This is a genomic window from Alsobacter sp. (genome assembly GCF_059501845.1).
Genome location: NZ_JCACDK010000018.1, coordinates 867,842 through 894,616 on the forward strand (window position 1 = coordinate 867,842; position 26,775 = coordinate 894,616).

General features: G+C 67.9%; 27 protein-coding genes and 1 pseudogene. 17 read left to right on the plus strand and 11 right to left on the minus strand.

Annotated features, from left to right (window positions below; translation table 11 throughout):
* Nucleotides 1-29: 29 nt before the first annotated feature.
* The 4 genes and pseudogenes from AC5JCN_RS18970 (at nt 30) to AC5JCN_RS18985 (ending at nt 6,994) form a co-directional block, all read left to right on the plus strand.
* The gene (locus AC5JCN_RS18970; RefSeq protein ID WP_495756648.1) at nt 30-1,223 is read left to right on the plus strand and encodes a CaiB/BaiF CoA transferase family protein; all 1,194 of its coding nucleotides are present in this window, start codon (nt 30-32) and stop codon (nt 1,221-1,223) included.
* Nucleotides 1,220-1,987, plus strand: a complete 768-nt coding sequence (locus tag AC5JCN_RS18975; protein WP_495756649.1) for an enoyl-CoA hydratase/isomerase family protein — start codon at nt 1,220-1,222, stop codon at nt 1,985-1,987. The genes AC5JCN_RS18970 and AC5JCN_RS18975 overlap by 4 nt, the downstream gene beginning before the upstream one ends.
* Nucleotides 1,988-2,285: 298 nt before the next feature.
* Nucleotides 2,286-4,634: pseudogene (locus AC5JCN_RS18980) on the plus strand (heavy metal translocating P-type ATPase); the annotation flags it as partial.
* Between the two features lie 101 nt (nt 4,635-4,735).
* The gene (locus AC5JCN_RS18985) at nt 4,736-6,994 is read left to right on the plus strand and encodes a mechanosensitive ion channel domain-containing protein (RefSeq protein ID WP_495756650.1); all 2,259 of its coding nucleotides are present in this window, start codon (nt 4,736-4,738) and stop codon (nt 6,992-6,994) included.
* A 30-nt stretch (nt 6,995-7,024) separates the two neighbouring features.
* On the opposite strand, the gene AC5JCN_RS18990 is transcribed toward AC5JCN_RS18985, so the two are convergent.
* The 3 genes from AC5JCN_RS18990 to AC5JCN_RS19000 form a co-directional block, all read right to left on the minus strand.
* Nucleotides 7,025-7,714: a TadE/TadG family type IV pilus assembly protein gene (locus AC5JCN_RS18990; RefSeq protein ID WP_495756651.1), complete on the minus strand. Its 690-nt coding sequence runs from the start codon at nt 7,712-7,714 to the stop codon at nt 7,025-7,027.
* Complete coding sequence (locus tag AC5JCN_RS18995) at nt 7,711-8,283, minus strand: TadE/TadG family type IV pilus assembly protein (RefSeq protein WP_495756652.1); 573 nt, start codon at nt 8,281-8,283, stop codon at nt 7,711-7,713. Before AC5JCN_RS18995 ends, AC5JCN_RS18990 begins: the two co-directional genes overlap by 4 nt.
* 255 nt (nt 8,284-8,538) lie before the next feature.
* The gene (locus AC5JCN_RS19000) at nt 8,539-8,979 is read right to left on the minus strand and encodes a pilus assembly protein N-terminal domain-containing protein (RefSeq protein ID WP_495756653.1); all 441 of its coding nucleotides are present in this window, start codon (nt 8,977-8,979) and stop codon (nt 8,539-8,541) included.
* A 466-nt stretch (nt 8,980-9,445) separates the two neighbouring features.
* Between AC5JCN_RS19000 and AC5JCN_RS19005 the strand changes: the two genes are divergently transcribed.
* The 3 genes from AC5JCN_RS19005 (at nt 9,446) to AC5JCN_RS19015 (ending at nt 10,753) form a co-directional block, all read left to right on the plus strand.
* The gene (locus AC5JCN_RS19005) at nt 9,446-9,616 is read left to right on the plus strand and encodes a Flp family type IVb pilin (RefSeq protein ID WP_495756654.1); all 171 of its coding nucleotides are present in this window, start codon (nt 9,446-9,448) and stop codon (nt 9,614-9,616) included.
* 288 nt (nt 9,617-9,904) lie between these two features.
* Complete coding sequence (locus tag AC5JCN_RS19010) at nt 9,905-10,075, plus strand: Flp family type IVb pilin (protein WP_495756655.1); 171 nt, start codon at nt 9,905-9,907, stop codon at nt 10,073-10,075.
* A gap of 171 nt (nt 10,076-10,246) precedes the next feature.
* The gene (locus AC5JCN_RS19015; protein ID WP_495756656.1) at nt 10,247-10,753 is read left to right on the plus strand and encodes an A24 family peptidase; all 507 of its coding nucleotides are present in this window, start codon (nt 10,247-10,249) and stop codon (nt 10,751-10,753) included.
* A gap of 13 nt (nt 10,754-10,766) precedes the next feature.
* On the opposite strand, the gene AC5JCN_RS19020 is transcribed toward AC5JCN_RS19015, so the two are convergent.
* Nucleotides 10,767-12,149: a phospholipase D-like domain-containing protein gene (locus AC5JCN_RS19020; protein WP_495756657.1), complete on the minus strand. Its 1,383-nt coding sequence runs from the start codon at nt 12,147-12,149 to the stop codon at nt 10,767-10,769.
* A gap of 181 nt (nt 12,150-12,330) precedes the next feature.
* On the opposite strand from AC5JCN_RS19020, the gene AC5JCN_RS19025 reads away from it, so the two are divergent.
* Entirely contained in the window at nt 12,331-12,984 is a 654-nt protein-coding gene (locus AC5JCN_RS19025) for a nucleotide-binding protein (protein WP_495756658.1), read from the plus strand.
* Between the two features lie 78 nt (nt 12,985-13,062).
* Entirely contained in the window at nt 13,063-14,256 is a 1,194-nt protein-coding gene (locus tag AC5JCN_RS19030) for an MFS transporter (protein WP_495756659.1), read from the plus strand.
* 3 nt (nt 14,257-14,259) lie between these two features.
* Here AC5JCN_RS19030 and AC5JCN_RS19035 read toward each other — a convergent pair whose 3' ends face one another.
* The 5 genes from AC5JCN_RS19035 to AC5JCN_RS19055 form a co-directional block, all read right to left on the minus strand.
* Nucleotides 14,260-15,456: a multidrug effflux MFS transporter gene (locus tag AC5JCN_RS19035; protein WP_495756660.1), complete on the minus strand. Its 1,197-nt coding sequence runs from the start codon at nt 15,454-15,456 to the stop codon at nt 14,260-14,262.
* A 201-nt stretch (nt 15,457-15,657) separates the two neighbouring features.
* Complete coding sequence (locus tag AC5JCN_RS19040; RefSeq protein ID WP_495756661.1) at nt 15,658-15,972, minus strand: DUF551 domain-containing protein; 315 nt, start codon at nt 15,970-15,972, stop codon at nt 15,658-15,660.
* A gap of 100 nt (nt 15,973-16,072) precedes the next feature.
* A complete protein-coding gene (locus AC5JCN_RS19045; protein ID WP_495756662.1) occupies nt 16,073-16,798 on the minus strand; it encodes a Crp/Fnr family transcriptional regulator in 726 nt (241 codons plus the stop codon).
* A gap of 359 nt (nt 16,799-17,157) precedes the next feature.
* Nucleotides 17,158-18,390, minus strand: coding sequence for an argininosuccinate synthase (locus AC5JCN_RS19050; RefSeq protein ID WP_495756663.1), 1,233 nt, complete (start codon nt 18,388-18,390; stop codon nt 17,158-17,160).
* A gap of 93 nt (nt 18,391-18,483) precedes the next feature.
* Nucleotides 18,484-19,029 (minus strand): SH3 domain-containing protein, encoded by a 546-nt coding sequence (locus tag AC5JCN_RS19055; protein WP_495757682.1) that lies wholly within the window; start codon nt 19,027-19,029, stop codon nt 18,484-18,486.
* Nucleotides 19,030-19,235: 206 nt separating this feature from the next.
* On the opposite strand from AC5JCN_RS19055, the gene AC5JCN_RS19060 reads away from it, so the two are divergent.
* The 5 genes from AC5JCN_RS19060 to AC5JCN_RS19080 all read left to right on the plus strand — a co-directional run bounded on the left by AC5JCN_RS19060 (nt 19,236) and on the right by AC5JCN_RS19080 (nt 24,217).
* On the plus strand, nt 19,236-20,231 hold the full coding sequence (locus tag AC5JCN_RS19060) for a 2-hydroxyacid dehydrogenase (protein ID WP_495756664.1): 996 nt from the start codon (nt 19,236-19,238) through the stop codon (nt 20,229-20,231).
* A 79-nt stretch (nt 20,232-20,310) separates the two neighbouring features.
* Entirely contained in the window at nt 20,311-21,324 is a 1,014-nt protein-coding gene (locus tag AC5JCN_RS19065) for an ABC transporter permease subunit (RefSeq protein ID WP_495756665.1), read from the plus strand.
* Nucleotides 21,314-22,240, plus strand: a complete 927-nt coding sequence (locus AC5JCN_RS19070; RefSeq protein ID WP_495756666.1) for an ABC transporter permease subunit — start codon at nt 21,314-21,316, stop codon at nt 22,238-22,240. The genes AC5JCN_RS19065 and AC5JCN_RS19070 overlap by 11 nt, the downstream gene beginning before the upstream one ends.
* 4 nt (nt 22,241-22,244) lie before the next feature.
* Nucleotides 22,245-23,234 carry an ABC transporter ATP-binding protein gene (locus AC5JCN_RS19075; RefSeq protein WP_495756667.1) on the plus strand — a complete coding sequence of 330 codons (990 nt, stop codon included), beginning with the start codon at nt 22,245-22,247 and terminating at the stop codon, nt 23,232-23,234.
* Nucleotides 23,231-24,217, plus strand: coding sequence for a dipeptide ABC transporter ATP-binding protein (locus AC5JCN_RS19080; protein ID WP_495756668.1), 987 nt, complete (start codon nt 23,231-23,233; stop codon nt 24,215-24,217). Before AC5JCN_RS19075 ends, AC5JCN_RS19080 begins: the two co-directional genes overlap by 4 nt.
* Before the next feature lie 4 nt (nt 24,218-24,221).
* On the opposite strand, the gene AC5JCN_RS19085 is transcribed toward AC5JCN_RS19080, so the two are convergent.
* Entirely contained in the window at nt 24,222-24,497 is a 276-nt protein-coding gene (locus AC5JCN_RS19085; RefSeq protein WP_495756669.1) for a hypothetical protein, read from the minus strand.
* A gap of 112 nt (nt 24,498-24,609) precedes the next feature.
* Between AC5JCN_RS19085 and AC5JCN_RS19090 the strand changes: the two genes are divergently transcribed.
* Genes AC5JCN_RS19090 through AC5JCN_RS19100 form a run of 3 tightly spaced genes read left to right on the plus strand, consistent with a single transcriptional unit; the run spans nt 24,610 to nt 26,185 of the window.
* Entirely contained in the window at nt 24,610-24,963 is a 354-nt protein-coding gene (locus AC5JCN_RS19090) for a RidA family protein (RefSeq protein ID WP_495756670.1), read from the plus strand.
* A gap of 7 nt (nt 24,964-24,970) precedes the next feature.
* Complete coding sequence (locus AC5JCN_RS19095) at nt 24,971-25,459, plus strand: MmcB family DNA repair protein (protein WP_495756671.1); 489 nt, start codon at nt 24,971-24,973, stop codon at nt 25,457-25,459.
* Nucleotides 25,460-25,486: 27 nt separating this feature from the next.
* The gene (locus AC5JCN_RS19100; RefSeq protein ID WP_495756672.1) at nt 25,487-26,185 is read left to right on the plus strand and encodes a sulfate transporter family protein; all 699 of its coding nucleotides are present in this window, start codon (nt 25,487-25,489) and stop codon (nt 26,183-26,185) included.
* Nucleotides 26,186-26,222: 37 nt separating this feature from the next.
* Here the strand turns inward: AC5JCN_RS19100 and AC5JCN_RS19105 are convergent, their stop codons facing one another.
* Nucleotides 26,223-26,663 carry a helix-turn-helix domain-containing protein gene (locus AC5JCN_RS19105; protein WP_495756673.1) on the minus strand — a complete coding sequence of 147 codons (441 nt, stop codon included), beginning with the start codon at nt 26,661-26,663 and terminating at the stop codon, nt 26,223-26,225.
* Nucleotides 26,664-26,775: the final 112 nt, after the last annotated feature.

Here is a 26,775-nt window from a genome sequence, read left to right on the forward strand (position 1 = left end):
GGCTGTGCCGCCGAGAGGGATTTCAAGACATGGGCGTACTCACCGGCTACCGCGTGCTCGACTGCACCATCGCCATGGCTGGCCCCTTCGCCGGCCAGCGGCTCGGCGACCTCGGCGCCGACGTGGTGAAGGTGGAGCCGGTGACGGGCGAATGGCAGCGCCATGTCGCCGCCGGCGGGGCGCGCGGCAATCGCATCAACGTATCGTTCCTGTCGCTGAACCGGAACAAGCGTTCGCTGGCGGTCGACCTCAAGAACCCCGAAGGCAAGGCCGTCCTGCTCGATCTCGTGCGCACGGCCGACGTGTTCCTGCAGAACTACCGGCCGGGCGTCGCCAAGCGCCTGGGCGTCGACTATGAGAGCCTGTCGAAGCTGAACCCGCGGCTCGTCTACGTCTCCATCTCCGGCTATGGCGAGGACGGTCCTTATGTCGACCGGCCCGGCCAGGACCTGATCCTGCAGGGCATGTCCGGCGCGATGCTGTCGGCCGGACGAGCCGGCGAGCCGCCGAACCCCGCCGGGCAGTACCTCGTGGACGCCGTGACCGCCTCGACCGCGTTCGAGGGCGTGCTCGCCGCGCTCCTGCACCGCGAGCGCACGGGGGAGGGGCAGCTCGTCACGGTGAACATGCTGGACGCCATCACCACCCTGCAGATGCAGGAGCTCTCGGTGTTCACCGTCGCCAACAAGCCGCAGCAGCGCTCGGCCGAGCCGCACGCCCACGTCTATATCCGCGCGCCCTACGGGGCCTTCGCGACGTCGGACGGCTACATCATCGTCGCCTTTCCGCTCCTGAAGAAGTTCGGCGAGCTGATCGGCGAGCCGTCCTTCCTCGACATGGACGACGAGGTCGACACCTGGACACGGCGCGACGAGATCTACGCCAAGACCCGCGACCGGCTGAAGCACCGGACCACCGAGGAGTGGCTGGCACTGTTCCGGGCCAACGATATCTGGGCGGGCAAGGTCTACGGCTATGCCGACCTCGTGCAGGATCCGCAGATCGCCCACAACGGCACCTTCGTGGAGTACGACCACCCCACCGAGGGCCATGTGAAGACCCCCGGCTTTCCCTACAAGTTCTCGAAGACGCCCCCCGCGGTTGATCGCGGCGCACCTCTCGCGGGCGAGCACACCCGTGACGTGCTGCGCGAGGCCGGCTTCGACGATGCGCGGATCGCGGCGCTGATGGCGGCCGGGGCGGTGGGGGAGACAAAGCCGTGAGCGACGTCACCTTCGCCATCGACGGCCACGTCGCCACCATTACGCTGAACCGGCCGCAGAAGCTGAACGCCGTCACGCCGGAGATGGCGGATGCCGTGGTGCAGGCCGTGGAGCACTGCAATGGCGACGACGCGGTGCGCTCCGTCATCGTCACCGGCGCGGGCGAGAAGGCGTTCTGCGCCGGCTCCGACATCGCCGAGCTCGACCGCTACGAGACACCCTGGGAGTTCCGCAACCGGCCGGACTATTGCGACGCCATCCGCCGGCTGCTGAAGCCCAGCATCGCTGCTGTGAACGGCTACGCCTTCGGCGGCGGGCTCGAGACCGCGCTGAGCTGCGACATCCGCATCGCCTCGGCCAATGCCCGCTTCGCCGCGCCCGAAATCAAGCTCGGCTGGATCGGCGGCGGCGGCATGACCGCCTTCCTCGCCCAGCACATCGGCCCGTCCAACACGGCGCTGATGATCATGACCGGCGACCCTATCGACGCGCAGCAGGCGCTGGCCTGGGGGCTGGTGAGCGAGGTCGCGGAGCAGGGCAACCTGATGGACCGCGCCCGCGCCGTCGCCATGACGATCGCCAGCCGCGCGCCCATTGCGGCGGAGACGGCCAAGGTCAATCTGCGCGCCGCATTCTCGATGCCGCTCGACAAGGCCATCGAATACGAGCGCGACCTGCAGACCATCTGCTTCGCAACGCAGGACGCCGCCGAGGGCCGGGCCGCCTTCAAGGACAAGCGCGCACCGGTGTTCCGCCGGCGGTGAGATCCACCAACCCGTGCCATCGACAAACCTTTGTCATCCCCGGCGACCTGCGCAGCAGGTCGGGAAGGGGATCGAGGGGCCGTCAGCCGAAAAGCCCTGGGTTCCAGTCCCGGCCCTTCGGGCCGCCGGGAATGACAGCTGAGAGAGCCGTCTGACGCGTACCGAGCGCAAGAGCGGGTCTGAAGACCCGCGCTCCGGACTGCGCGCGACGCGCATGGCCGCCCTGCCGCCTTGCGCATCCGTGCCTCTGCGCACTGGCGAAACCTGCTCCTGGTCACCATGATCTCGGGGAACCGGCGGGAGGGCCCGGCCCGGAGTTGTCGTCATGTCCGTGTCCACGACCAACAGGCCAGCAGGCGAAGCGGTCACCACGCTCTCGATCGAAGGGATGACCTGCGCCTCCTGCGTGTCCCGCGTCGAGAAAGCTCTGGCCCGCGTGCCGGGGGTGGAAGCCGCCGCCGTCAACCTCGCCACCCACCGCGCCACCGTCCGCCATGCGCCGGGTGTCGTAGCGGCCGCGCTGGCCGAAGCGGTCGACGATGCCGGATATGGCGCGACGCCGGTCGACGTCGCAGCGCCGCGGGCCGAGGGAGAGGACCGCGAGGCTGCCGAGGCGCGCTCGCTCGCCCGGTCTGTGCTGATCGCGGCCGTCCTCACCATCCCCGTCGTTGTGCTCGCCATGGGCGCGCACATGTCCGACGCCTTCCATCACTGGATCATGGGGACGCTTGGCGAACAGACGGACCGCGTCATCCAGCTCGTTTTGACGGCTGCGGTGCTCGCCGGGCCCGGCCGGCGTTTCTTCGCGAAGGGCATACCGGCCCTGCTGCGCGGCGGGCCCGACATGAACGCCCTCGTCTCCATCGGTGCCGGCGCCGCCTTCGCCTACTCCGCCGTTGCGACACTTGCGCCCGGCCTGCTGCCCGAGGGGACTGACGCGGTCTATTTCGAAGCGGCGGCCGTCATCGTCACGCTCGTCCTGCTCGGCCGCATGCTGGAGGCGCGTGCGCGGGGCCAGACGTCGGATGCCATCCGGCGGCTTGTCGGCCTTCAGCCGCAAACCGCGCGGGTGATCCGCGACGGCCTTGCGGCCGAACTCCCGCTGGACGCCGTACGCTCCGGCGACCACGTGCTGGTGCGCCCGGGCGAGCGCATCCCTGTCGACGGCGTGGTCCTCGACGGCGCGTCCTATGTCGACGAGTCGATGATCACCGGCGAGCCCATGCCGGCCGCCAAGGGCGCCGGCGACACGGTCGTCGGCGGCACGGTGAACCGGAGCGGGGCCTTTACGCTGCAGGCCACGACGCTCGGCGGCGACGCGGTGCTCGCCCGCATCATTCGCATGGTCGAGGACGCGCAGGGCGCGAAGCTGCCGATCCAGGCGATGGTGGACCGCGTCACGGCGTGGTTCGTGCCGGCGATCCTCGCCATCGCCGCGCTGACCTTCGTGGCCTGGCTCGTCCTCGCGCACGACCCCGCCCTGGCGCTCGTCAACGCGGTGGCGGTCCTCATCGTCGCCTGCCCCTGCGCCATGGGCCTGGCGACGCCCACCTCGATTATGGTCGCCACCGGCCGCGCCGCCGAACTCGGCGTCCTGTTCCGGCGGGGCGAGGGATTGCAGGCGCTCGAAGCCGTTCGCGTCGTCGCGCTCGACAAGACGGGCACCCTGACGGAGGGGCGGCCGGAGCTGACGGATATCGTGCCGGCCGGGGGCTTCGAGGCAGACGACGTCCTGCCACTCGCGGCTGCAGTCGAGGCGTATTCCGAGCATCCGCTCGGGCAGGCCATCGCCGGCGCGGCGGAACGCCGGGGCATGCCGGTTGCAACGGTCGCGGATTTCGAATCCGTGACCGGCCATGGCGTTGCCGGGACGGTAGCCGGACGGCGCGTCGCCGTGGGCGCCGCGCGCTGGATGGAACGGCTCGGGATCGACCACGCCGCGCTCGCGGGCGATGCCGCCCGGCTGGCGGCGGACGGCAAGTCCTCGCTCTATGTTGGCGTAGACGGGCGTGTCGCCGCCGTCCTCGCGGTGTCCGATCCCGTGAAGGCCAGCTCGCCCGAGGCCCTGTCGGCCCTCGCCGGGCTGGGGCTGACCGTCGCCATGGTGACAGGCGACAGCCGCCGCACGGCGGAAGCCGTCGCCCGCCGCCTCGGCATCGCCGCGGTGGAGGCAGAGGTGCTGCCGGAAGGCAAGGTCGAGGCCGTGAAGCGGCTGCGCGCCGCCCATGGCCCCATCGCCTTCGTCGGCGACGGCGTCAACGACGCGCCGGCACTGGCCGAGGCCGAGGTGGGCCTCGCCATCGGCACCGGCACAGACATCGCCGTTGAGAGCGCGGACGTGGTGCTGATGGCAGGCGACCTTCGCGGCGTGGTCAACGCGGTGGCGCTGTCGCGGGCCACGCTCCGCAACATCAGGCAGAACCTGTTCTGGGCGTTCGGCTACAACGTGCTGCTCGTGCCGGTCGCGGCCGGCGTGCTGTGGCCCGTTGCGGGTGTGCTGCTGTCGCCCATGCTGGCGGCCGCGGCCATGGGCCTGTCCAGCGTTTTCGTGGTCGGCAACGCGCTTCGGCTGCGTGGCTTCCGCCCACCGCTCGCGGATGCCGCGATGGGCGCCGGCGCCGGACGGCTCGCGCAGGCGCGTGCCTGAGAAGGCCGCCGGCGGCTCCGCAATCAACCAGATCGCAAATTGCCCCCCGCAATCGTAAGGTGAGCCGGCCGGTCGCAGTACCGGCGGTGCGGGGGTGCCTCATGTATCGGTTCCGGGCGTGCGTCATCGCGCTTCTTTTCGGCGTGTTCGCGGCCACGGCAGTGCCTGCACAGGAGACGCAGCCGACGGCGCCTCCGGCCGGCCTCACGCAGCAGCAGTTCGATGCTCTTGTTACCGCCATTGGCGACTCCGTCGCCAGGAAACTGCGCGAAGAGGGCGTCGTGCCGGCCAAGCCGGCCGGCAAGGAGGCCGGGAGGGAGGCCGGGAAGGAGGCTGCGCCTGCCGCCGAGGCGCCGAAGGTGGGGGTGGAGGACAGCGGTGACGCGGCGAGCCGTTTCGCGAGCGACTTCGCGAATCGCGCCGAAACGGTGCTCCTGGCCATTCCGTCGCTGCCGGGTGTCTTCGCACGCATCCCGTCCGCGCTCGACCGGAGCGCCAATGGGGGCCAGGGTCCCGGCGCTTTCCTGCTGCTTCTGCTCGCCGGCTCCGTCGCGGTGCTCGCGGTGGAGCCCCTTTACCGCCTGCTGCTCACCGGCCCCCGCCGGCGCCTTGCGGCGGCGGCCAGGCCGGACCCGGAGAGCAACGGCCTGCTGCAGCTGCTGGCGCTGGCGGTGCTGGACGCCGTCGCGCTCGGCCTCACCGCTCTCGTCGCCTTCGGCCTGGCCGGAACATGGTTCGACGGCACGGATCCGCAGCATCGCCTCGGCGCCCTCGTCCTTGGCGGTCTGTTCTCATGGCGGCTGTACATGTTCGCCTTCCGGCTCTCGTTGCGCCCGGTCCTGGCCGACGCCCGGCTCGTTCCCCTCGACGACACGGGTGCGCGCACGGTCTTCCACAGCGTGGCCATCGCGGTCGGCTTCGTCATCGGCCTGCGCACACTCCTGCGGCTCTTCATCGCCATGCAGATCCCGCGCGAGGTGATCTCGGCCGGCCAAGTCGTACTGAACCTCGTCATGCTGGCCGTTTTCATCTGGGCCTGCGTGCGGTCCCGCGACCCCGTTGCGCGGTGGTTCGAGAGTTTTGGCGGAGCACCCGGCCGGCAGACGGCGGGAGCCGCCGTCGCGCGTCGCTGGCTGCCGCTCGGTATCGCCTTCTTCGTGCTGCTCATCGCGACGCAGATCTACGGCGCGATCTCGGCCAAGTACTCGGTCCCTGTGGCCATGCTGCTCACGGTCAATGTCGTGATCGGGCTGCTGCTGGCCGAGACGGTGCTGATGACGGTGACCAACCGGCTCGGTGGACGCGCGGTCACGCCGCCCGGAGTGCGCCCGCCCATCCGGCTCGCCGACGTCGTCGTCCGCTGCCTGCGGGTTGCCATGTTCATCGTCGCCGGCGTCAGCGTCGCGCAGGCCTGGATCGTGGATGTCGTCGGCCTCGTCGACCAGTCCGGCTGGCACGACCTCACCCGCTCATCGCTGCGCGCCGGAGCAACGCTCTTCCTCGCCTACGTCGGCTTCGAGTTCGTCCGGCTGGCCACTCACCGCTATGTCGCACCGGCCGGCGGTGCCACGATGGACGAGGATGCCGGCCACACCGCCGCCTCGCGCCTCGCGACGCTGATGCCGCTGCTGCGCATCGCGCTCACCGTCGTCATCGCGGTGATCGCGTTGCTGATCGTGCTCTCGGAGCTCGGCGTCAACATCACGCCGCTCATCGCCGGCGCCTCGGTGCTCGGCCTTGCCGTGTCCTTCGGCAGCCAGACGCTGGTGCGCGACATCGTGTCCGGCGTCTTCTACCTCGCCGATGACGCCTTCCGGGTGGGTGAGTACATCGACTGCGGCAAGGCGAAGGGGACTGTCGAGGGGTTCACGCTGCGCTCGATCCGGCTGCGGCACCAGAACGGGCAGGTGCACACGATCCCGTTCGGGCAGCTGGGCCAGATCACCAATTTCAGCCGCGACTGGACCACGGTGAAGTTCAACCTGAAGTTCGCCCGCGACACCGACATCGAGAAGCTGCGCAAGGTCGTCAAGAAGATCGGCCAGGAGATGATGGAGAACGAGGAGATCAAGGGCGAGATCCTCGAGCCGCTGAAGATGCAGGGCATCGCCGACATCATGGAGAACGCGCTCGTCGTGCGCTTCAAGTTCACGGTAAAGCCCGGCAAGCCGTCCTACATCCAACGTGAGGCGGTGAAGCGCATGGTGCGCATCTTCCACGAGAGCGGCATCGAGTTCGCCAATGCGCTCGTCGCGGTGCAGACGATGCATGGCGCCGATCCGGCAGCAAACGCCGCCGCCGCAGCGCAATCGGTCATCGACAGCATGAAGGCCGCCAGCACCACCGCGCAGGCGAGCTGACGGCGGTTCGGACGCGCGGAGGCGTCCGCTTCAGGTGCAGGGGCCGGCGCCGGTGATAGGGTTGGGGGCGCCGTTGTTGGCGAGGTCCGTGCGCGTGACGTAGGTCGACAGGCGCGGCCGCATGAAGATCTTTTCGCCAAGGTTCAGCGTGCCCGTGATGATGTAGCCGATCACGGGTGTGTAGGGGTAACGCACCTCGGCCATCACGATGGATGTCCCGACGTCGCCCCGCAGCGCCGTGGGCAGGTCCGCCACGGTCAGCGTCGCGCCCTTGACCAGCGCCGTCCAGTTCTGCTGGAAGCTCCAGCACACCGTGGCCTTGTTGGGCACGGTGGGATCGGCCGAGCCCGAGCCGGAGATCGCGACGCTGGTGATGCGGATCTTCGCGGCGGAGATGGGCATCGGCGCCATGACGGCCGAGCCTGCGCCCACCACGGTCGTCAGGTCGGCGGCGACCATGCTGGAGTACTGGGTGGTGAGGTCGCCGAGCGTACGCGCCAGCAGCACGACGCGGCGATCAACCGTGAGCGCCTGGCTGACCTCCACCGAGCCGATGTAGATCGTCAGCATCAGCGGCAGCAGCAGCGCGAACTCGACCGCGGCGACCGCGCGCTCATCGACGCCGAGGCGGCCAAAGAGGCGCCGCAGCGTGCGTACGGCAGCGCCGTCGCGGGCCCGGCCGGCGGCTTCGTGCAACAGGGAGGGGCCTGGCTCGCTCATGTGGAGTAGGGCTCGTTCTTGAACGCGGCCGACGCCATGATCAGGAGCTTGTTGCCGGCCAGGTTCGTCATCGACTTGCCGATCAGCGGAACCACGATGGGGTAGGCCAGGATTCCGCGGACCACGACGATCTGGTTGGGCCCACCCATGGTGAAGCCGAGCCCGGACGTGTCGATGGTGCCATCGGGCTTAACCGGCGGTGTCGTGACGGAGGCCGCGGAGAAGGTGTTGTAGACCCGCACGTCGATGATCAGGTCGCGCGTGCAGTTGAACAGGGCGGTGACGCGCTTGCAGACCTCGGCCTTGAATTGCGCGGCGGTCATGTTGGCGGTCTGGGCCTGGCCCGTCATGATCAGGCGGGAGGCGTCGCTGACGGCGGTCTGCATGACCTGATTGGTCATGTGCACCATCGACGTCTCGAAAATCGCGTAGACGAGGCTGAGGAACGGCACGGCGAGCAGCGCGAACTCGACGGCGACCGAGCCGTCCTTGTTGCGCCTGAAGCCGAGCAGCCGGAGGCGGCGGGATTTCCGCGCCTGCGTTCCCTGCCCGTGCACGTTGATCGACATGCTCACCCCCAGCCGGTTCGCCGCATGGGCGCCATCACTTGGACGGCTAATTTGGATGAGTTATCGCCAACAACGCGTAAACATGAAGTTTGTAATCAATTCATGGTTGACGAGGCGTGTTCAGAAACTCTGCAAGTCTCTGCAAAACCGAGTTGGAGCGCTGGGGAGAACGATCAGCACTGTGCTGCGAGCGCGCCTGGCAAAGCGCGTATCGCGCGTGTTCAAGACTCCCGCCGCGCGAGGGTCCGGGAGAGTTTACTTTGCCAGCGCGTTGCGGCTCGTGGTCTGCGCACCGACCGCGTCGAAATGGCGCGGAACGTCGCCCAGGCTCAGCGTGGGCTGGCAGCGCGGGGTACAGGAGTAGGATTCGCGCTCCGAGCCGCGCATCAGGACGATGACGTCCTCATTCGGCGCTTCCACCTTGATGAGCGACTCGCCCAGCACCACGCCCGTCGAGTCCTGCGCGATGAGGTTGGTGGTGCCGTAGCTCTTGCCCGTCACGATCATCGAGCCGTTCTTTTGAACGGACACGTCGGCGATCATCGGGTTGCCAATGACGACCGTGGTCGTCCGGGCTGGCAGTTTCAGAACCTGGGCACGGTCGGTCTGCACCGTGATGGCGTCGATGGCGAACGCCGGTAGGGCGCCGAGAACAAGAAGCGCCCCGAGCAGGACAAGGCCGGACCGCGACTTCATCCGCATAACTCCTTTTTTCCGGCCGCCCTCAGGGCTGGCCGGGCCCGCCCCGCACAACTCGGGGCGCGACCGGTGACGATATTAAGTGTGTAATAGTGAATGAGCCCCTAACGCGATCGAACGATCACGATCAAAGCAACGTTGCCCATGCAATGATCGTCGGGCGCTTCGCCGTGCACCATGTATTCAGTCACCGCGCAGCTCCGGAAGACCCGTGTGCACTTGCAGGGCTCCACAAGAGTTGTAGTCTCGTCGAAGACTGGGCTGGCTTGCAACGATTGGTCGTTTACTCTGGAAATATTTTTTTAATTCTACGAAATTTAGGGCAGAGATCCGCTGTTTCTGCTCTGAAATTAACGCGATTAAAAGGCGTCACCACTATGTTGAACCTCATTCCGGGCGGCAATGCCACCGATGTGACGGATGCTCCGACCGGAAGCGACATGCGTAAGCGGGAGTCAGTCACATGAAGCTTATCTCTTCCTTCGTTCGCGACGAGTCGGGTGCCACTGCCATCGAGTACGGCCTGATCGCCGCCATCATCGCCGTCGGCCTCATCGGCGCGCTCAGCTCGCTGAAGAGCAACCTCTCCGAGACGTTCAACAAGGTCTCGAACGCGGTCAACACCGCAAACTGAGATCCTGCGCCGCTCACCGCGGCAGTTCGATCAAGAGAGCCCCGGCCAGCGCCGGGGCTTTCTCTTTTTGTAGGCAGGGGAAAATCATCGTAAATAATGCGTTGTTCAGCGGCGCAAAAGCAGATGTAAAAGAAAGCAACGTGCTAACCAAAGCATCTATATCCACGCAATTCTAATGATTAGAATATCGCATTAACTTGTCCGAAATCGATCGTGAGTAGGTTCGGCTTCGGTTCTGGCGGCCAGAGGGGCAGTCAGACGACGACAGACGCCCTACAGGAGCTTCACATGACGATCTTCTCTCGCTTCATCAAGGATGAGTCCGGCGCCACCGCCATTGAGTACGGCCTGATCGCCGCCATCATCGCTGTCGGCCTGATCGGCGCGCTCAGCTCGCTCAAGAGCAACCTCTCCGAGACGTTCAACAAGGTCTCCAACGCGGTCAACACCGCGAACTGATGACCTGGCGCTTTCTGCGCCTGCATCCAGAGCCCCGGCCCGCCAGCCGGGGCTCTCGCTTTTCAGGGGTGGGTTTTCGCCGCCGGCTCGAGGTGAAATGGGTTGCGCTAACCCGTCCTCAACCGTCGGTGGACAAGGATGACCTGCTCGCGTCGCCGGTGGAGCTGCACCTTGGAACAGATCTTCATCCTGCTGCTCTTTCCCGCCCTGATGGCCTATGCCGCCTCGTCGGACCTCGTCTCCATGACGATCTCCAACAAGGTGTCGCTCATCCTTGTCGCCGGTTTCTTTGCCGCTGCGCTCGCGCTGCACATGCCCGTCCCGGACATCGGCATGCACCTCGGCACCGGGGCGCTCGTCCTCGTCATCACCTTCGCTATGTTCGCGGCAGGCTGGATCGGGGGCGGCGACGCCAAGCTCGCCGCGGCCACGGCGCTGTGGCTCGGCTGGGACAAGGCGATGGAGTACGCCATCGTCGCCTCGCTGTTCGGCGGCGCGCTGACGCTCCTCATCCTGCAGTTCCGCAGCTGGCCGCTGCCGCGCATCGCCATCGGCGTGCAATGGCTCTCGCATCTTCACCAGCCGCGCACCGGCATCCCCTACGGCATCGCCCTCGCGGCGGCCGGCCTCACCCTTTATTCGGACTCGCCGCTCTGGACGCTCGCCTTCTCGCACTGAGAGGCTCGCGGCGTCACAGCAGCGGCGTCAGCATTCGCGCCACGCCCTCCACCGTGTCGCGTGCGCGCGATACCGCGGGAGCGCCCACGGTCGTGTCAGCGTGCAGCGCGTCGATCCAGCCGGTGACCTGGCGTACCGCCTGTGGACCATAGAACACGCAGTTCGCCTCGAAATTCAGGAACAGGCTGCGCGGGTCGATGTTGACCGAGCCGACCATGGCGGCCTCGTCGTCCACGACGACGATCTTGGCGTGCACCATCCCCCCGGTGAACCGTACGATCTTGCATCCTTCCGCCGCCAGCGCTCGCAGCCCCTGCGCCCGCGCGAGGTCGGCGAGAAAGTGGTTGGACGTGTCGGGCACGATGATGCGCACGTCGACGCCCTTGTGGGCGGCGATGCTGAGGGCCTCGAAGAGCCCGTCCGGCGGGATGAAGTAGGGAGATACGATCCACAGGCGCCGCTTCGCCGCCAGCGCCGCCGCCACCAGCGTGGCGTAGAGCGGGTCGCCCTTCACGTCCGGCCCGGACGGCAGCACCTGCGTAGACACGCAATCCGGATCGCTCTGGGCGGCGGGCATGTCGCCCGGCGGCAGATCCTCGCCGGTCGCGAAGCGCCAGTCGGCGCGGAACATGTCCGCGTAGGCCATCACCGCCGGTCCTTCCAGGAGAAACGAGAGATCCCGCCAGCGCGACGCGAGAGGCTGCGGGCCCATATACTCCAGCGCCATGTTGGCGCCGCCGGCCACGACCATGCGATCGTCGGCGATGGTGGCCTTTCGATGGTTGCGCAGGTTGCCGAGGAGCAGGCGTCGCGGCCGCACCGGGAGGAACCAGCCGACGCTTCCGCCGGCCTCTACCAGCGGCGCCAGCGTGCGGCTGCCGGTGAGGAATGATCCTATCCCGTCGAGCAGCAGCCGCACTTCGACGCCGGACGCGGCGCGCCGGGCCAGCGCCTCGATGATGGCCTTCCCGGTCGGATCGGAATGCAGGATGAAGGTCTGCACGTGCAGCCGCGTCTCGGCTGCCGCGATGACGTCCATCGTTCGCCGGAAGATGTCCACCCCGTCGGCGCACACCGTCAGGCGGTTGCCCGGCAGTGCCGCCGGCAGGCCGTAGCTGCGCACCAGCCGGTCCAGGGACGCGGCCTCGGCCTCCGCCGGCGATCCACCCTCGCGCAGGGCGAGCGGCGTCTTCAGGTCCTCGGCGGATTTCAGCTTTCGCGTGCCGAAGATGAGGTAGGCCGGCACGGCCGCCCACGGGATAAAGATCACGGCCAGCAGCCAGGCCGTGGTGCTCGTCGGTGCGCGGCGCCTGCGCAGCATGTCGCCGACGACGAAAAGCACCAGCACCACGCCCGCCACCGTGGCGAGATGGGCCAGAAGCGCTGTCCAGGCCAAGCTCCATACCTCCCCAGCAGGGCGGTGGCCTCAGCGGTCCACCACACCTTCCCCATGGCGATGGTGAGGCAGGCAGAGGCCCGCGTCGAGGGGCGGCCGGCGTCGAGGGACATTCGTAGGCCTTGACGCGGACGCGCGCGGACCCGTTGATACCCGCATTCGGAGCAGCGGGGGCGCGGACGTGATCATCGCCGTGGGCGGGACCAAGGGCGGCACCGGCAAGTCGACCGTGGCCACCAATCTCGCCGTTCTCCTCGCCACCTCCGCCCACGACGTGCTGCTGGTCGACGCGGACGAGCAGGGAACGGCGACGGACTTCACGGCCATGCGCAACCAGGGCAGGCCGGAGGGCGCGGGTTTCACCTGCATCGCCCTGAAGGGACGCGCCCTCGTCACCGAGACGAGGCGTCTCGCGCCGAAATACGACCATGTCGTCATCGATGTCGGTGCCGGCGACACCGCCAGCCAGCGTGGAGCCCTCGCCGTCGCCGACCAGTTCCTCGTCCCCCTGGCTCCACGCTCCTTCGACGTGTGGACGGTCGACAAGATCGCCGCCCTGATCGACGAAGCCCGTGTCACCAACCCCGAGCTGAAGGCCTTCGCCGTGCTCAACCGCGCCGATTCGGCCGGTGGAGAAAATGCGGCGGCAGCCGAGATCATCCGGACGCAGGAGGTCATCCAACTGCTCCCGGTGTCGCTCGGCAATCGCAAGAGCTATGCGCGGGCCGGGACGTCCGGCCTCAGTGTCGTCGAATTGCGGCCGGCCGACGCCAAGGCCGCGCAGGAGGTGAAAGACCTCTTCTCGGCGCTTGGACTGCGCGCCAAGCCTGCCTAGCACGTGCGCCAGCGCATGGCGGCGTAGACCAGAACCGTCCAGACGGGCTTCCACGAGAAACACGGACAGGCCACTCCTGTGCACCATGCCCCCGACGACCGGCTCGCCCGGCGCAATGCCCTCATTCTTGCCGCCGCGACCGCGCTGGCAGGAGCGAACTCGACGGTGATCTTCGCCACGGCGGCGATTCTCGGCGCGACGCTGGCGTCCGATCCCGCCTTTGCGACCCTTCCCATCTCCGTCTTCGTGGTCGGCATGGCGGTAGCGACCCTGCCCACGGGGATGGCGGCCCGCCGGTTCGGGCGGCGCGCTGCGTTCCTCGCCGGCTCGCTCTTCGGCGTCGCGGCGGGGCTGGTGGCCTACTGCGCGGTGATGGCCTCCTCGTTTCCGCTGCTCTGCGTCGCGACGTTCCTCGGCGGCATCTACGGCGCCGTGGCGCAGTCGTTCCGGTTCGCGGCGGCCGATACGGCGAGCGCTGCCTTGCGTCCCAAGGTGATCTCCTGGGTGCTGGCCGGCGGCATCGCCGCTGCCGTGCTCGGGCCCCAGCTGGTCCAGCTCACGATGGACCTCCACGCGCCATACCTGTTCTCGGTGACCTACCTGGCGCAGGCGGCGGTCTCCCTCCTCGCCATGGCGACGCTCGCTTTCGTCAGGATCCCGCTGCCGCCGCGTGGCCCGCAGGCCTCCGGCCGGCCGCTGCGGGTCATCGCGCGCCAGCCGCTCTTCATCACGGCCGTCATCTGCGGCGTGGCGAGCTACGGCCTGATGAACCTCGTGATGACCTCGGCCCCGCTCGCCATGAAGATGTGCGGGCACCCGATCAGCGCCTCCAACCTCGCCATCCAGTGGCACGTGCTGGCCATGTATGCGCCGAGCTTCTTCACGGGAACGCTGATCTCCCGCTTCGGAGCATCGCGCATCGTCGCGCTGGGCCTGGTCCTGCTGGCCGCGACCGGCGTGGTCGACCTCGCGGGGGTCAGCGTCGCCCATTTCTGGACGGGGATGATCCTGCTCGGCATCGGCTGGAACTTCGGTTTCGTCGGCGCGACCGCCATGGTTGCGGGGGCGTGCGCGCCGGAGGAACGCAACAAGGTGCAGGCCTTCAACGACTTCCTCGTCTTCGGCACGATGGCGGTGGGGTCGTTTTCCTCCGGCCATGTCCTGGCGGCATCGGGGTGGGGCGCGGTCAACGCGATCGTGTTTCCGCCCGTGCTCGTCGGCCTCGCCGCGCTCGCCTGGTACCGCTTCCGCCCGCAGGCCGTGGCGGCCTAGCGCTCACGCCTGCGCGGTACGCGCCGCGGACCTCGCCATCGCCAGCGCGAGAGCCAGCGTCACCGCGGCGCAGGCGGCGATCCCGGCGGCCATGGGCAGCAGGGTGCCGTCGGAAAAGCGGCTGCTGACGGCGATGATCACCGCGCCCAGCAGCAGCCTCAGCGTTCCCAGCAGCGAGGAGGCCGCTCCCGCGATGCTGCCGTGCTCCTCCAGCGCCAGGACGGTCGTCACCGGCAGGACGATACCGAGGAACCCGTAGCCGAGCGCCAGGACTACGCCGATCACCACGAGGTTCTCGACGCCGGCCAGGGTGAGCCCGAACGCCAGGAACATGGCCATGGCATAGCCGTAGACGGCCGGCCGCACGATGCGGTGCAGGCCGAACCGGCCTCCCAGCCACCCGTTCAGTTGCGCCGCAGCGAAGAAGGCGAACGCGTTCGAGGAGAAGGCCAGGCTGTAGCCGGCCGGCGACAGGCCGTAATGGTCGATCAGGATGAAGGACGAGTTGGCGAGGTAGACGAAGAAGCTCGCCATGGCGATGCCGCCCACCATCGTCATCGCCATGAAATGCCGGTCAGCCAGCAGCAGCCGGAAGGCGGCCAACGTGCCGGACACGCCGCTGTTGTGGCGCGCCTCCTTCGGACGGGTCTCGGCGAGCATTGTCGCGAGGAGAACGAGCCCGAGGATGGCGGCCACGGTGACCGCCCAGAACACGACCCGCCAGGACGCGAAGGAGATGGCGAGGCTTCCCGCCAGGGGCGCCAGGATCGGCGAGGTGCCGAACACGAGCATCAGCAGGGACGACAGCCGGGCCGCCTCCACACCGGTATGCATGTCGCGCACGATGGCCATCGGGATGACGATGGGCGCAGCGGCCCCCGCACCCTGCAGCGCCCGGAACGCCAGCAGCGTGCCGATGTCCGTCGCGAGCGCACACCCCACGCTGGCGATCGCGAACAGGCCGATGCCGAAGGCGAGCGGCGCCCTTCGCCCGAAGGCGTCCGAAACCGGGCCATAGACGATCTGGAGTAGCGCAAACGGGATGAAGAACACGGTGAGGCTCATCACAACCTGCTCGGGCGTCGCCGCCAGGCTGCGCCCGATCTCCGGCATCGCCGGCAGGTACATGTCGATCGCGAAAGGGCCGATGGCCGTCAGCAGGCCGAGGATCACGGCGTCCTTGAAGAGCTTCTGTCGCATGGTCCGTTCCGGGGGATCAGGCCGCGGTGGCGGCCCTGGGCGGGCAGACGAAAAGCCGCCAGCTAAAGCTTAACCGATCAGTTAAATCATGAAACCCGGGGACGGGCCGCGTCAATGCCCGTCGACAGCGCGTGGCGCCAGCCCGCCCGCCACATCGGGCACGAACTTGCGTGAAAGCCTTCCGGGGTCAGGTATGAGCCTTCAGATACCTGAGCCGTACGTTTCGTCCTTCCCCACCCTGGGGGCGGCCGACCGCGCCGCGGAACCGGAGCGAAGCTTCGGCAAGGGGGATGGCAGCGGCATCCAGTAGGCCAGGTCGGCGTCTGTATAGACGACGGCGCAGTCATGGTCCGAATCGGAGGCGATCCAGCTCTCGCCGGCGCGCGAACGGCCCCAGCGGGCGACGTCCACCTCGGCCGGGCCCTGCTCGCTCTCGCGGATCATGACGAGGACGCGCGTCCCGTCGCGCGGGGCGAGGTCCATGTCCTGCCACTCGCCATAGTCGGGATGTTCCATGACCGGCTCCATCGCGCTCCCTTGGGAGGGGAGGATGCGTCCGCTCGCCGCATTCGGCAAGGCAGAACGCGCGCCTGTCTGCGCCGACAATGCTGCCGCGCTATGCCGGTCGCCGGCGAATGGGCTGGCCGATCAGCCGCTCGAACTCGGCCTCGGGCGTGCCGTAGCAGGCTCCGGCGAAGCGCTCCAGCGTCGTCCGGTCCCGGACGATGATGCGCCCGCGCCGGTTGACGATCGCCCGCGCCCCTTCCAGCACATGCATGTCTGTGGTCACGCCAGCCCGCCTCACGCCCAGCATCAGCGAGAGGAATGCATGGGTGAGATCGAGCTGGTCGCTCTCGACCCGGTCGTGGCACATCAGGATCCAGCGGGCCAGACGGGCGATGAGCGGGAATCGCGCATTGGCCAGCGCGGTGAAGGCGACCTGGATCGAGAAGGCCTCGGCTCCGCGCGCCAGGTTCCTGTCGAACGCGGGTACCGCGTCCCGAAGGCTGAGGAGTTGTTCGGTCGGGATGCGCCAGGCAGGGCCGGGCATCTGCACGAAACATTCGAAAGGCGACTGGTCAGAGCCGTGTGACGCAGACGGGATCGCGATCCCGTCCCGCCCGATGATCCCGACCTCGACCTCTTCTTCGCCGGAACTTGCGACGAGGGAGACGACGGCCGTCTCGGGGAAGTAGACGAACGGAAACGGCTGTCCCGGCCGCGCCAGCTGTTCGCGCAGCGTCAGTTCCACCAGTTCGAGGTGCGGTGCAACCGCCTCGAACGCCTCGGGCGGCAAAGTGGACAACAGCAGATTGCGGACCGCCGACTGTTCGAAGGACATCGTGAGTGTGCGGCCCAATGAGGTTATCATAAATTGTGACGGAAAGGATTGACGGTTGTCCTGTTTTCCAGAAGCCGCACGTTAATGGTCCGTGGACCGCTGCCTAGGCGGGAAACCGTACACTTCCGGGATCAGGCAACAGGTTTTTCGATCAAGCCGGCTCACCGCGCCGGAAAATCAGGGCAATGACAGATGCAACGCCGATGCGTGTTTCGGTTGCAATAGTGAGATGAGGACCTGAGTCTACCAGACCGTCCTGCGAGCAGCAGGTGATAAGCAACTATCTATTATAACACGCCGGCCCGAATTGCCGGGCCGGCAAAGGTTAGCGGTCGCAGGGCCGAAAGGGCCGGCGCACCCTAGAGCCCGACGCGGCGCTTTCGGGCACCCAAAGTACGCAACCTGAGCGCGTTGAGGCGAATAAATCCCGCAGCATCGCGATGGTCGTACGCGACCGCGCCCTCTTCGAACGTCACGAGATCCTGATCATAGAGTGAATACGGGCTTTCGCGCCCGATCACCCACGCCGAGCCCTTGTAGAGCTTGAGTGTGACCGATCCGGTGACCGCTTCCTGGCTCTTGTCGATCAGGGCCTGCAGCATCTCGCGCTCGGGCGAGAACCAGAAGCCGTTGTAGATGAGCTCGGCATATTTGGGCATGAGCTCGTCCTTCAGATGCGCGGCGCCGCGGTCGAGCGTGATGGACTCGATGCCGCGGTGTGCCTGCAGCAGGATCGTGCCGCCGGGCGTCTCGTACATGCCGCGGCTCTTCATGCCGACGAAGCGGTTCTCGACGAGGTCCAGCCGTCCGATGCCGTTGGCGCGGCCAAGCTCGTTCAGCCTGGCCAGGAGCGTGGCCGGCGAGAGCTTCTGGCCATCGATGGCGACGGGATCGCCCTTCTCGAAATCGACGGTGATGACGGTCGGCTTGTCCGGCGCGCTCTCGGGATCGATGGTGCGCGAATAGACGTAGTCCGGCACCTCCTGGCCCGGATCCTCCAGCACCTTGCCCTCGGAGGAGGCGTGAAGGAGGTTGGCGTCGACGGAGAACGGCGCTTCCCCGCGCTTGTCCTTGGCGATCGGGATCTGGTTCTGCTCGGCGAAGGCGATCAGCTGCTCGCGCGACCGCAGGTCCCATTCACGCCAGGGGGCGATGATCGTGATGTCGGGCTTCAGGGCGTAATAGGAGAGTTCGAAGCGGACCTGGTCGTTCCCCTTGCCGGTGGCGCCATGGGAAACGGCGTCGGCGCCGACCTTCTCCGCGATCTCGATCTGCTTCTTGGCGATCAGCGGGCGCGCGATCGAGGTGCCAAGGAGGTACAGGCCCTCATACTGCGCGTTGGCGCGGAACATCGGGAAGACGTAGTCCCGCACGAACTCCTCGCGCAGATCCTCGATGAAGATGTTCTCCGGCTTGATGCCGAGCAGCAGGGCCTTGTCGCGCGCCGGGCCGAGCTCTTCACCCTGGCCGAGATCGGCCGTGAAGGTCACGACCTCGCAGCCATAGGTGGTCTGCAGCCACTTCAGGATGATCGACGTGTCGAGCCCGCCGGAATAGGCGAGCACGACCTTCTTGACGCGCTTGTCGGCCATGGGATCCGTCTCCGCTGCGAACCGGTGGCCGGCCCGCAAATCGCGGCTACCTATAGGGATCGGCAGAGCCGGCGCAAGCGCGGGTGCGGCCGATCAATCGATCTTCTCGTCGGGATAGACGCCCCACAGATTGCTTTGCGCCATCCAGCCGTCGAAGCCCTGGCCGATGATGCGGCACCAGCCGCCCTGGCAGTTGCGGACGGAGCCCAGTACGCCCGGCTGCAGCTGGGCGCTCACGCCCGACTGCAGGTTGGGCTTGTCGTACAGGGGCAGCGGCCCTGCCTTGGACCAGGGTGCGACGAGCGCCGTGCGCCGGCCGGAGAGCAGGCTGTGTAGCACCCAGCCCTCCGCGCCCTCGCTGTCCCGGATGCGACGCCACGTCTCGAACTCCGCGGTGATCTCGACAGGCAGTCCCGCCCGCTGAAACACCCACGTCGTCCGGTGGTCCTTGCTGGGGCCTTCCCGCAGGTTCACCCTGTCCGACTTCAGGCTGACGAAGCGCGGGATCGGCAGGTTCGATTCGGTCCCGATGGTGGTACCATCGACCGCGAAGGCCGAGCCGGGCACGCCCGCGACCAGCGTGGCGAGGACGGCGAGGCTGGCGATGGTTCTCAGGACGGCGCGCGTGGTGGCCGGCATCGGCTCGACACCCCTGGTCTCGTTCAAAAGTGCGGGGCTCCGGGGCGTTGTGTTTCCCCCTTCCGCTCGCTAGAGAGGTCGAGGGGTCCGACCGGCCCGCATGCTAGGCAGCGACGCCTCCGTTCTGGATCGGACACGGTTAACGAAGCCTTGAGACGGTCCGATCCCGGCCGGGATCGGGCGGCGGGGCCAAGCTGGGGCGGGGCATGTCGAAGAAGAAGCCGCTGGTCGTCGTCACCCGCAAGCTGCCGGACGTGGTCGAGACCCGCATGCGCGAGCTCTTCGACGCCAGGCTCAACGTCGACGACGTACCCATGACCACCTCGGCCCTCGTCGAGGCCATGCAGACGGCCGACGTGCTGGTGCCGACGGTCACCGACGAGATCGACGCCGCGCTGCTCGCCCAGGCTGGCGACCGGCTGCGGCTCATCGCCAATTTCGGCAACGGCGTCGACAACATCGACGTGCAGACCGCCCTGTCGCGCGGCATCACCGTCACCAACACGCCGGGCGTCCTCACCGAGGATACGGCCGACATGACGATGGCGCTGATCCTCGCCGTGGCACGCCGCGTCACCGAGGGCGCCCGTGTCATCCCGGACGAGGCGTGGAACGGCTGGTCGCCGACCTGGATGCTGGGGCACCGGATCACCGGAAAGCGGCTCGGCATCGTCGGCATGGGCCGCATCGGCCAGGCGCTGGCACGCCGCGCCAAGGCCTTCGGCCTGCAGGTCCACTACCACAACCGCCGCCGCGTCGCCGGGCCGATCGAGGAGGCGCTCGAGGCGACCTACTGGGACAGCCTCGACCAGATGCTGGCGCGCATGGACATCGTTTCCGTCAACTGCCCGCACACGCCCGCCACCTACCACCTTCTCTCGGCCCGCCGGCTCAAGCTCCTGAAGCGCGAGGCGATCGTCGTGAACACGGCGCGCGGCGAGATCATCGACGAGAACGCCCTCACGCGCATGCTCGAAGCCGGCGAGATCGCCGGGGCAGGGCTCGACGTCTTCGAGCACGAACCCGCCATTCCGCCGCGCCTGCTCAAGCTGGCGCGGCAGAACCGGGTCGTGGTGCTCCCGCACATGGGATCGGCCACGATCGAGGGCCGCGTCGACATGGGCGAGAAGGTGATCGTCAACATCAAGACCTTCATGGACGGCCACCGCCCGCCGGACCGGGTGCTCCCCTCCATGTTGTAGGTCACTGCCCGCAGCGTTCGCGACGGTACGCGGCAAGGAGCCTCTTCCCCTCGCCGACTGCCTCAGGGTAATGAACCTGATGCTGAAGTTCCTGCTGCGGCGCGTGCTGCTCACGGTCCCGACGTTCTTTGCGCTGATGTTCGTGACGTTCGTCGCCATCCGGCTCGTTCCCGGCGACCCCGTCGAAGTGCGCACCGGCGAGCGCGGCATCTCGCCCGAGCGTCTCGCCTATTTCCGCCATGAGCTCGGCCTCGACCAGCCGGTGTGGAAGCAGTTCTTCGACTATGTCTGGCAGGTGCTGCACGGCAATCTCGGCGTGTCGCTGGTGACGAACGAGAAGATCCTCACCGAGTTCACGACGCTGTTCCCCGCGACGCTCGAGCTCTCCATCTGCGCCATGCTCTTCGCCGTGCTGCTGGGTGTTCCCGCCGGCGTGATCGCAGCGGTGAAGCGCGGCAGCTGGTTCGACCAGGGCCTGATGGCGGTGGCCGTCACCGGCTTCTCCATGCCGATCTTCTGGTGGGGCCTGCTGCTGATCATGCTGGTCTCGGAGCGCTGGGGGCTGACCCCTGTTTCCGGCCGCATCGACCTCATCCAGTACTATTTCGAGCCCGTGACCGGGTTCATGCTGATCGACTCGCTGCTCTCCGACCAGGAGGGTGCGTTTTGGTCGGCGGTGCACCACCTCATCCTGCCCACCATCGTCCTCGGCACGATCCCGCTCGCGGTCGTGGCGCGCATGACGCGCTCGTCCATGCTGGAAGTCCTCGGCGAGGATTATGTACGCACCGCGCGTGCCAAGGGGATGCCGGAGCGCAGGGTCGTTGGCGTTCATGCGCTGAGGAACGCGCTCATCCCCGTCGTCACCATCGTCGGCCTGCAGGTCGGCACCCTTCTGGCCGGCGCGGTGCTGACCGAGACGATCTTTTCCTGGCCGGGCGTCGGCAAGTGGCTGATCGAGAGCATCGCCCGCCGCGACTACCCCGCCCTCCAGGGCGGCATCCTGCTGATCTCCGCCATGGTCATCCTGGTGAACCTCATCGTGGACCTGCTCTACGGGGCCATCAACCCGCGGATCCGCCATGGCCGCTGACATCGCCGATGCCGCGCCTCCCGCCGCCGTTCCGGTCGAGCACGTCCCGTCGCCGCCGGGGCCCATCGCCTCGTTCTGGGCATCGTTCTCGGAGAACAAAGGCGCCGTCATCGGCCTCGCCGTGCTGGTGCTGATCGGGCTCGTCGCCATCTTCGCCCACTGGGTCGCGCCCTATTCACCCATCGAGCAGTTCCGCGACTTTTCGAAGCTCCCGCCGGCCTGGGAGGAGGGCGGCAACTGGCGCTTCGTCCTCGGCACGGATGCGCTGGGCCGCGACATGCTGTCCCGCCTTATCTACGGCGCGCGCATTTCGCTCTTCATCGGCCTGTCCGTCATGACGGTGTCGGTGGTGGTCGGCGTCTCGCTCGGCCTCGTCGCGGCGTTCTTCGGCGGCATCGTCGACATCGTCATCATGCGGGTCATGGACCTCGTCCTGTCCATCCCCAGCCTCGTGCTCGCCATCCTCGTCGTCGCCGTCCTCGGTCCCAGCCTCGCCAACACCATCGTGGCGGTGTCGGTCGTCTACCTGCCCAATTACGTCCGCCTCGTGCGCGCCTCGGCGCTGGGCGAACTCGGGAGGGAGTACGTGACCGCGGCGAAGGTCGCGGGTGTCGGGCGGTTGAGGCTGATGTTCGTGACGGTGCTCCCCAACTGCCTCGCACCCTTGATCGTCCAGGCGGCGCTCGGCGTTTCCAACGCCATCCTCGAGGCGGCTGCGCTGGGCTTTCTCGGGCTCGGTGCACAGCCGCCCACGCCCGAATGGGGCTCGATGCTGGCCGACAGCCGCGAATTCATCCGCTCCAACCCGTGGATCGTGACGCTCCCCGGCCTCGCCATCCTGGTCACGGTGGTGTCGATCAACCTCATGGGCGACGGGCTGCGCGACGCTCTCGACCCGAAGCTGAAACGGAGCTGAGCCGTTGGCGCTGCTCGACATCCGCAACCTCTCCGTCTCCTTCGCCACGCGCGCGGGGCTGTTCAAGGCCGTAGACGGCGTCGACCTCACGATGGAGCAGGACCAGGTGGCCGCCATCGTCGGCGAATCCGGCTCCGGGAAGTCCGTCGCCATGCTGGCGGTGATGAGCCTCCTGCCCTGGACGGCGAAGGTCACCGCCGACGTGATGAGCTTCGACGGGCAGGACCTCCTGACCATGGACCGCCGGGCGCGGCGCCGGATCGTCGGGCGCGACCTCGCCATGATTTTCCAGGAGCCGATGACCTCTCTGAACCCGTGCTTCACGGTCGGCTTCCAGCTCGGCGAGACGCTGAAGCGGCATCTCGGGCTGGACAGGGCGGCGCGGAAGAAGCGTGCGGTCGAGCTGCTGGAGGAGGTCGGCATCACCGACCCCGGGCGGCGGCTCTCGGCCTTCCCCCACCAACTTTCCGGCGGCATGAGCCAGCGCGTGATGATCGCCATGGCCATCGCCTGCCGCCCGAAGCTGCTCATCGCCGACGAACCGACGACGGCGCTCGACGTCACCATCCAGGCGCAAATCCTCGACCTCCTGCTGCGGCTGCGGCAGGAGACCGGCATGGGCCTCGTGCTGATCACCCACGACATGGGCGTCGTCGCGGAGACGGCTCAGCGGGTCGTGGTCCAGTATGCAGGTCAGCAGGTGGAGCAGGCGGTAACCTCCGCGCTGTTCTCGGACCCTCACCATCCCTACACGTCGGCCATGCTCGCCGCCCTGCCGGAGCGCGCCACCGGCCGCGTCCTGCCCTCCATCCCGGGCGTCGTGCCGGGCCAGTTCGACCGGCCGACGGGCTGCCTCTTCTCGCCGCGCTGCGCCTTCGCCGACGAGCGCTGCCGCACCGTTCCGCCCCGCCCCGCGCCGCCGGAGCTCGGGCGGGCTCTGTGTCACTACCCGCTGGTGGCGGGCCAGCCGACGCATCGGGAGCGCGCGGCATGAGCGTGCGTCCCGCCTCCGGCGCCGTCGTCCTGGAGGGACGCGGCCTCTCGCGCGACTACTCCGCCCGCCGCGGCATGTTCTCGCCGGCCGCGACCGTGAAGGCGCTGGCCGGCGTCTCCTTCGACCTGAAGGCCGGGCAGACCCTGGCCGTCGTCGGCGAATCGGGGTCGGGCAAGTCGACCCTGGCGCGCCTCGTCACCATGATCGAGGAGCCGACGGCCGGCACGCTGCGCATCGACGGCGTCGATCTCGTCGGGGCCTCGTCCGAGGACAGGCGGCGCTTGCGCCGCGAGGTCCAGATCGTCTTCCAGAACCCCTATGGGTCCCTCAACCCGCGCCAGACCATCGGCGCGGCGCTGGAGGAGCCGCTTCTCGTCAACACGTCGATGAGCGCCGCCGAGCGGCGGGACGCCGCGGCCGCCATGATGGCGCGCGTCGGACTGAGGCCCGAATACGCCACCCGCTACCCCCACATGTTCTCCGGCGGACAGCGCCAGCGAATCGCAGTCGCCCGCGCGCTGATGCTGCGGCCGAAGATCCTCGTCCTCGACGAGCCGGTCTCCGCCCTCGACGTCTCGATCCGGGCGCAGGTGCTGAACCTGCTGGCCGAGCTGCAGGAGGAGTTCGGCCTCGCCTATCTCTTCATCTCGCACGACCTCTCGGTCGTCCGGCACATCGCCGACGAGGTGATGGTTATCTATCTCGGGCACGCCGTGGAGGTGGGCAGCCGCGAGGCGATTTTCGCCGCCCCGCAGCACCCCTATACGCGCGCGCTCCTGTCGGCGACGCCGGTCGCCGACCCGGGCGCGAAGAAGGAGCGGATCGTGCTCAAGGGCGAGTTGCCCTCGCCCTTCGACCCGCCGCCGGGATGCCCGTTCAACCCGCGCTGTCCCCTCGCATTCGATCGCTGTCGCGTGCAGAACCCCCCTCTCGAGGATAAGAACGGCCGCCGCGTCGCATGCTGGGCGGTGGAGCCGGGCTGAGCGGCTACAGCTTTGGAAAGGGTCCGTCGCTGACGAACTCCAGGAAGCCCTTGCTGTAGCAGACGAAGGTCACGTTCGCGCGCGCGGCCGGCGAGAACACCACTTCGCCCCGCCCCGCGAGCTGGGCCCTGATCCCGTCGGGAAGGGACATGGCCAGCACGCCGCGCACGGTCCTGTCGGCGACGTCGGGGGAGTAGGAAAGCTCGTAGCGCGCCTCTATCTTCGCGCGGCCCGTCTTCCCGTCTGGAAACTCCAGGACGCAAGATCCAACCTTGGGCATGAAAAAATCTCCGGCAATGAAACGACGTTCTGAAATGTGCTATGCGGCCCGGGGGCCGTCCCAAAAAGGGCCGGACCCGGTCCAATAGGCCATTCCTACCCGAGGAAGATTGATGTCCATTCAACGCATCGACCCCGGCCCGCGCATGTCGAGCGCGGTCATCCACGGCGACACCGTCTACGTCGCCGGCAAGGTGGCGAGCGACGCCGCCAAGGGCCGGAGCGTCACGGAGCAGACCCGCGACGTCCTCGGCCAGATCGAGGCCGTGCTGGCGCAGTGCGGCAGCGACAAGACCAAAATTCTCTCCGCGACGATCTATCTCTCCGACATCAAGACGTTCGGCGAGATGAACGCGGTGTGGGACGGCTGGGTGTCGCCCGGCAACACACCGGCGCGCGCGACCGTGGAGGCGCAGCTCGCCGCCCCCGAATACACGGTCGAGATCGTCGTAATCGCGGGACGCTGAGCCCGCCATGGGCAACCCGGCCATGCAGGCGGCCCTTTCCCTGCCGGCCGACGGCCGGCAGTCGCCCACCGCGCTCGCGGTGGCACGGGGCACGCGCCGCCTGCTCGCCGGCTTCGGATACGCCAGCGTCACCGAGCTGACGCTGGCCTCCGGCCGTCGCGCGGACCTCGTCGCGCTCGGTCCGGACGGGACGCTGTGGATCGTCGAGATCAAGTCGAGCGTGGCCGACCTCAGGGCCGACACGAAGTGGCCGGATTACCGGGACTTCTGTGACCGGCTGTTCTTCGCCATCCCCGACCATGTCCCCCAGGAGATCATGCCTCCCGATGCCGGCCTGATCGTTGCCGACGCCTATGGTGCTGCGCTCATGCGCGATGCGCCCGAGCACCGCCTCGCCGCGGCGCGCCGCAAAGCCGTGCTGCTGCGTTTCGCCCAGGCAGCGGCGAGCCGCCTGCATGTTCTCGCAGATCCCGAGCAGGGCGGCCTCGGTTTCTGACCCCGCCGCCCCAAGGAACTCGACGCGATGCTCGTCTCCTGCGCCTGGCGCGCGCTGAACCAGATTTTCTCGCCGCCCTTCCGCGCCGTGCTCTGGAAGTCGCTGGCGCTCACCATCGTGCTTCTCGGCTTGGTGTGGCTGGCCATCACCCGCTTCTTTGCCTGGTGGCTCTCGGGTGTCTCCGCTGTCGAGAGCCACCCCGTCATCGAGACCTATGCGGTGCTGCTTGCCGGCATCGGCCTTGTGGTCGGCCTCGGCTATCTCATCCCCGCCGTCTCGATGCTGGTGGCGAGCTTCTTCCTCGACGATGTCGCCGAGAAGGTGGAGCGCAACGACTACCCCACCGACGCGCCGGGGCGGGCACTGCCCACCAGCACGGCGCTTGTCGAGGCGGTGAAGTTTGCGCTGACCATGCTGGGCGTGAACCTCATCGCGCTGCTCTTCGTGTTCATCCCCGGCGTCAACCTCGTGGCGTTCTTCATCGCCAACGCCTACCTGCTCGGGCGCGAATACTTCGCGCTCGCTGCCGGCCGTTTCCGGTCCCTGCCGGAGGTGGCAGAACTCCGCCGCCGCCATCCCGGCACGGTTCTGGCCGCGGGGGCGCTGATCGCGGCCTTCGTCGTCGTTCCCGTCCTGAACCTGCTGACGCCGCTGTTCGGCACGGCGCTGATGGTGCACCTGCACAAGCAGCTGTCCACGCGGGCCCTTCCGGCCAACCGCACGTGACCCGCGCCGCCGCGCGCGGGCCAGGGCGGTAAGTGCCTCAGGCCGCTGCCGACTCCGGCTCGGCGTGTTCGTCCTCGCCAGCAATGGCGTGGACGAGATCCACCACGCGCCGACGCAGCTTGGGGTCGCGAATTTTCAGGAACGCCCGGTTGAGCTGGATTCCCTCGTTGGTGGCGAGGAAGTCGGCGACATAAGTTGTGTCACCCGCCTCGCTGAAGCCTCCGGTAGGCTGCGCCGGGTTCTCGGTGGCGGGCGAGCCCTCGAAGAAGAACTCCACCGGCATTCCGAGAATGCGGGAGATCTGCTGCAGGCGGCTCGCGCCGATCCTGTTGGTCCCCTTCTCGTACTTCTGGACCTGCTGGAAGGTGAGGCCAAGAGCTTCGCCGAGTTTTTCCTGGCTCATACCGATCAGGACACGACGCATCCGCACCCGGCTTCCGACATGCTTGTCGATGGGATTGGGGGCCTTCTTCAACATCAGACGTGCTCCACAATAGCTGCGCCGCACGCAGGCGGCAAAATGGGAAAACGATGACGCCGGTGCCCGCAAAAACAGCGGCTGCACCCCCGAGGAAAACCCCCGGTTGCGG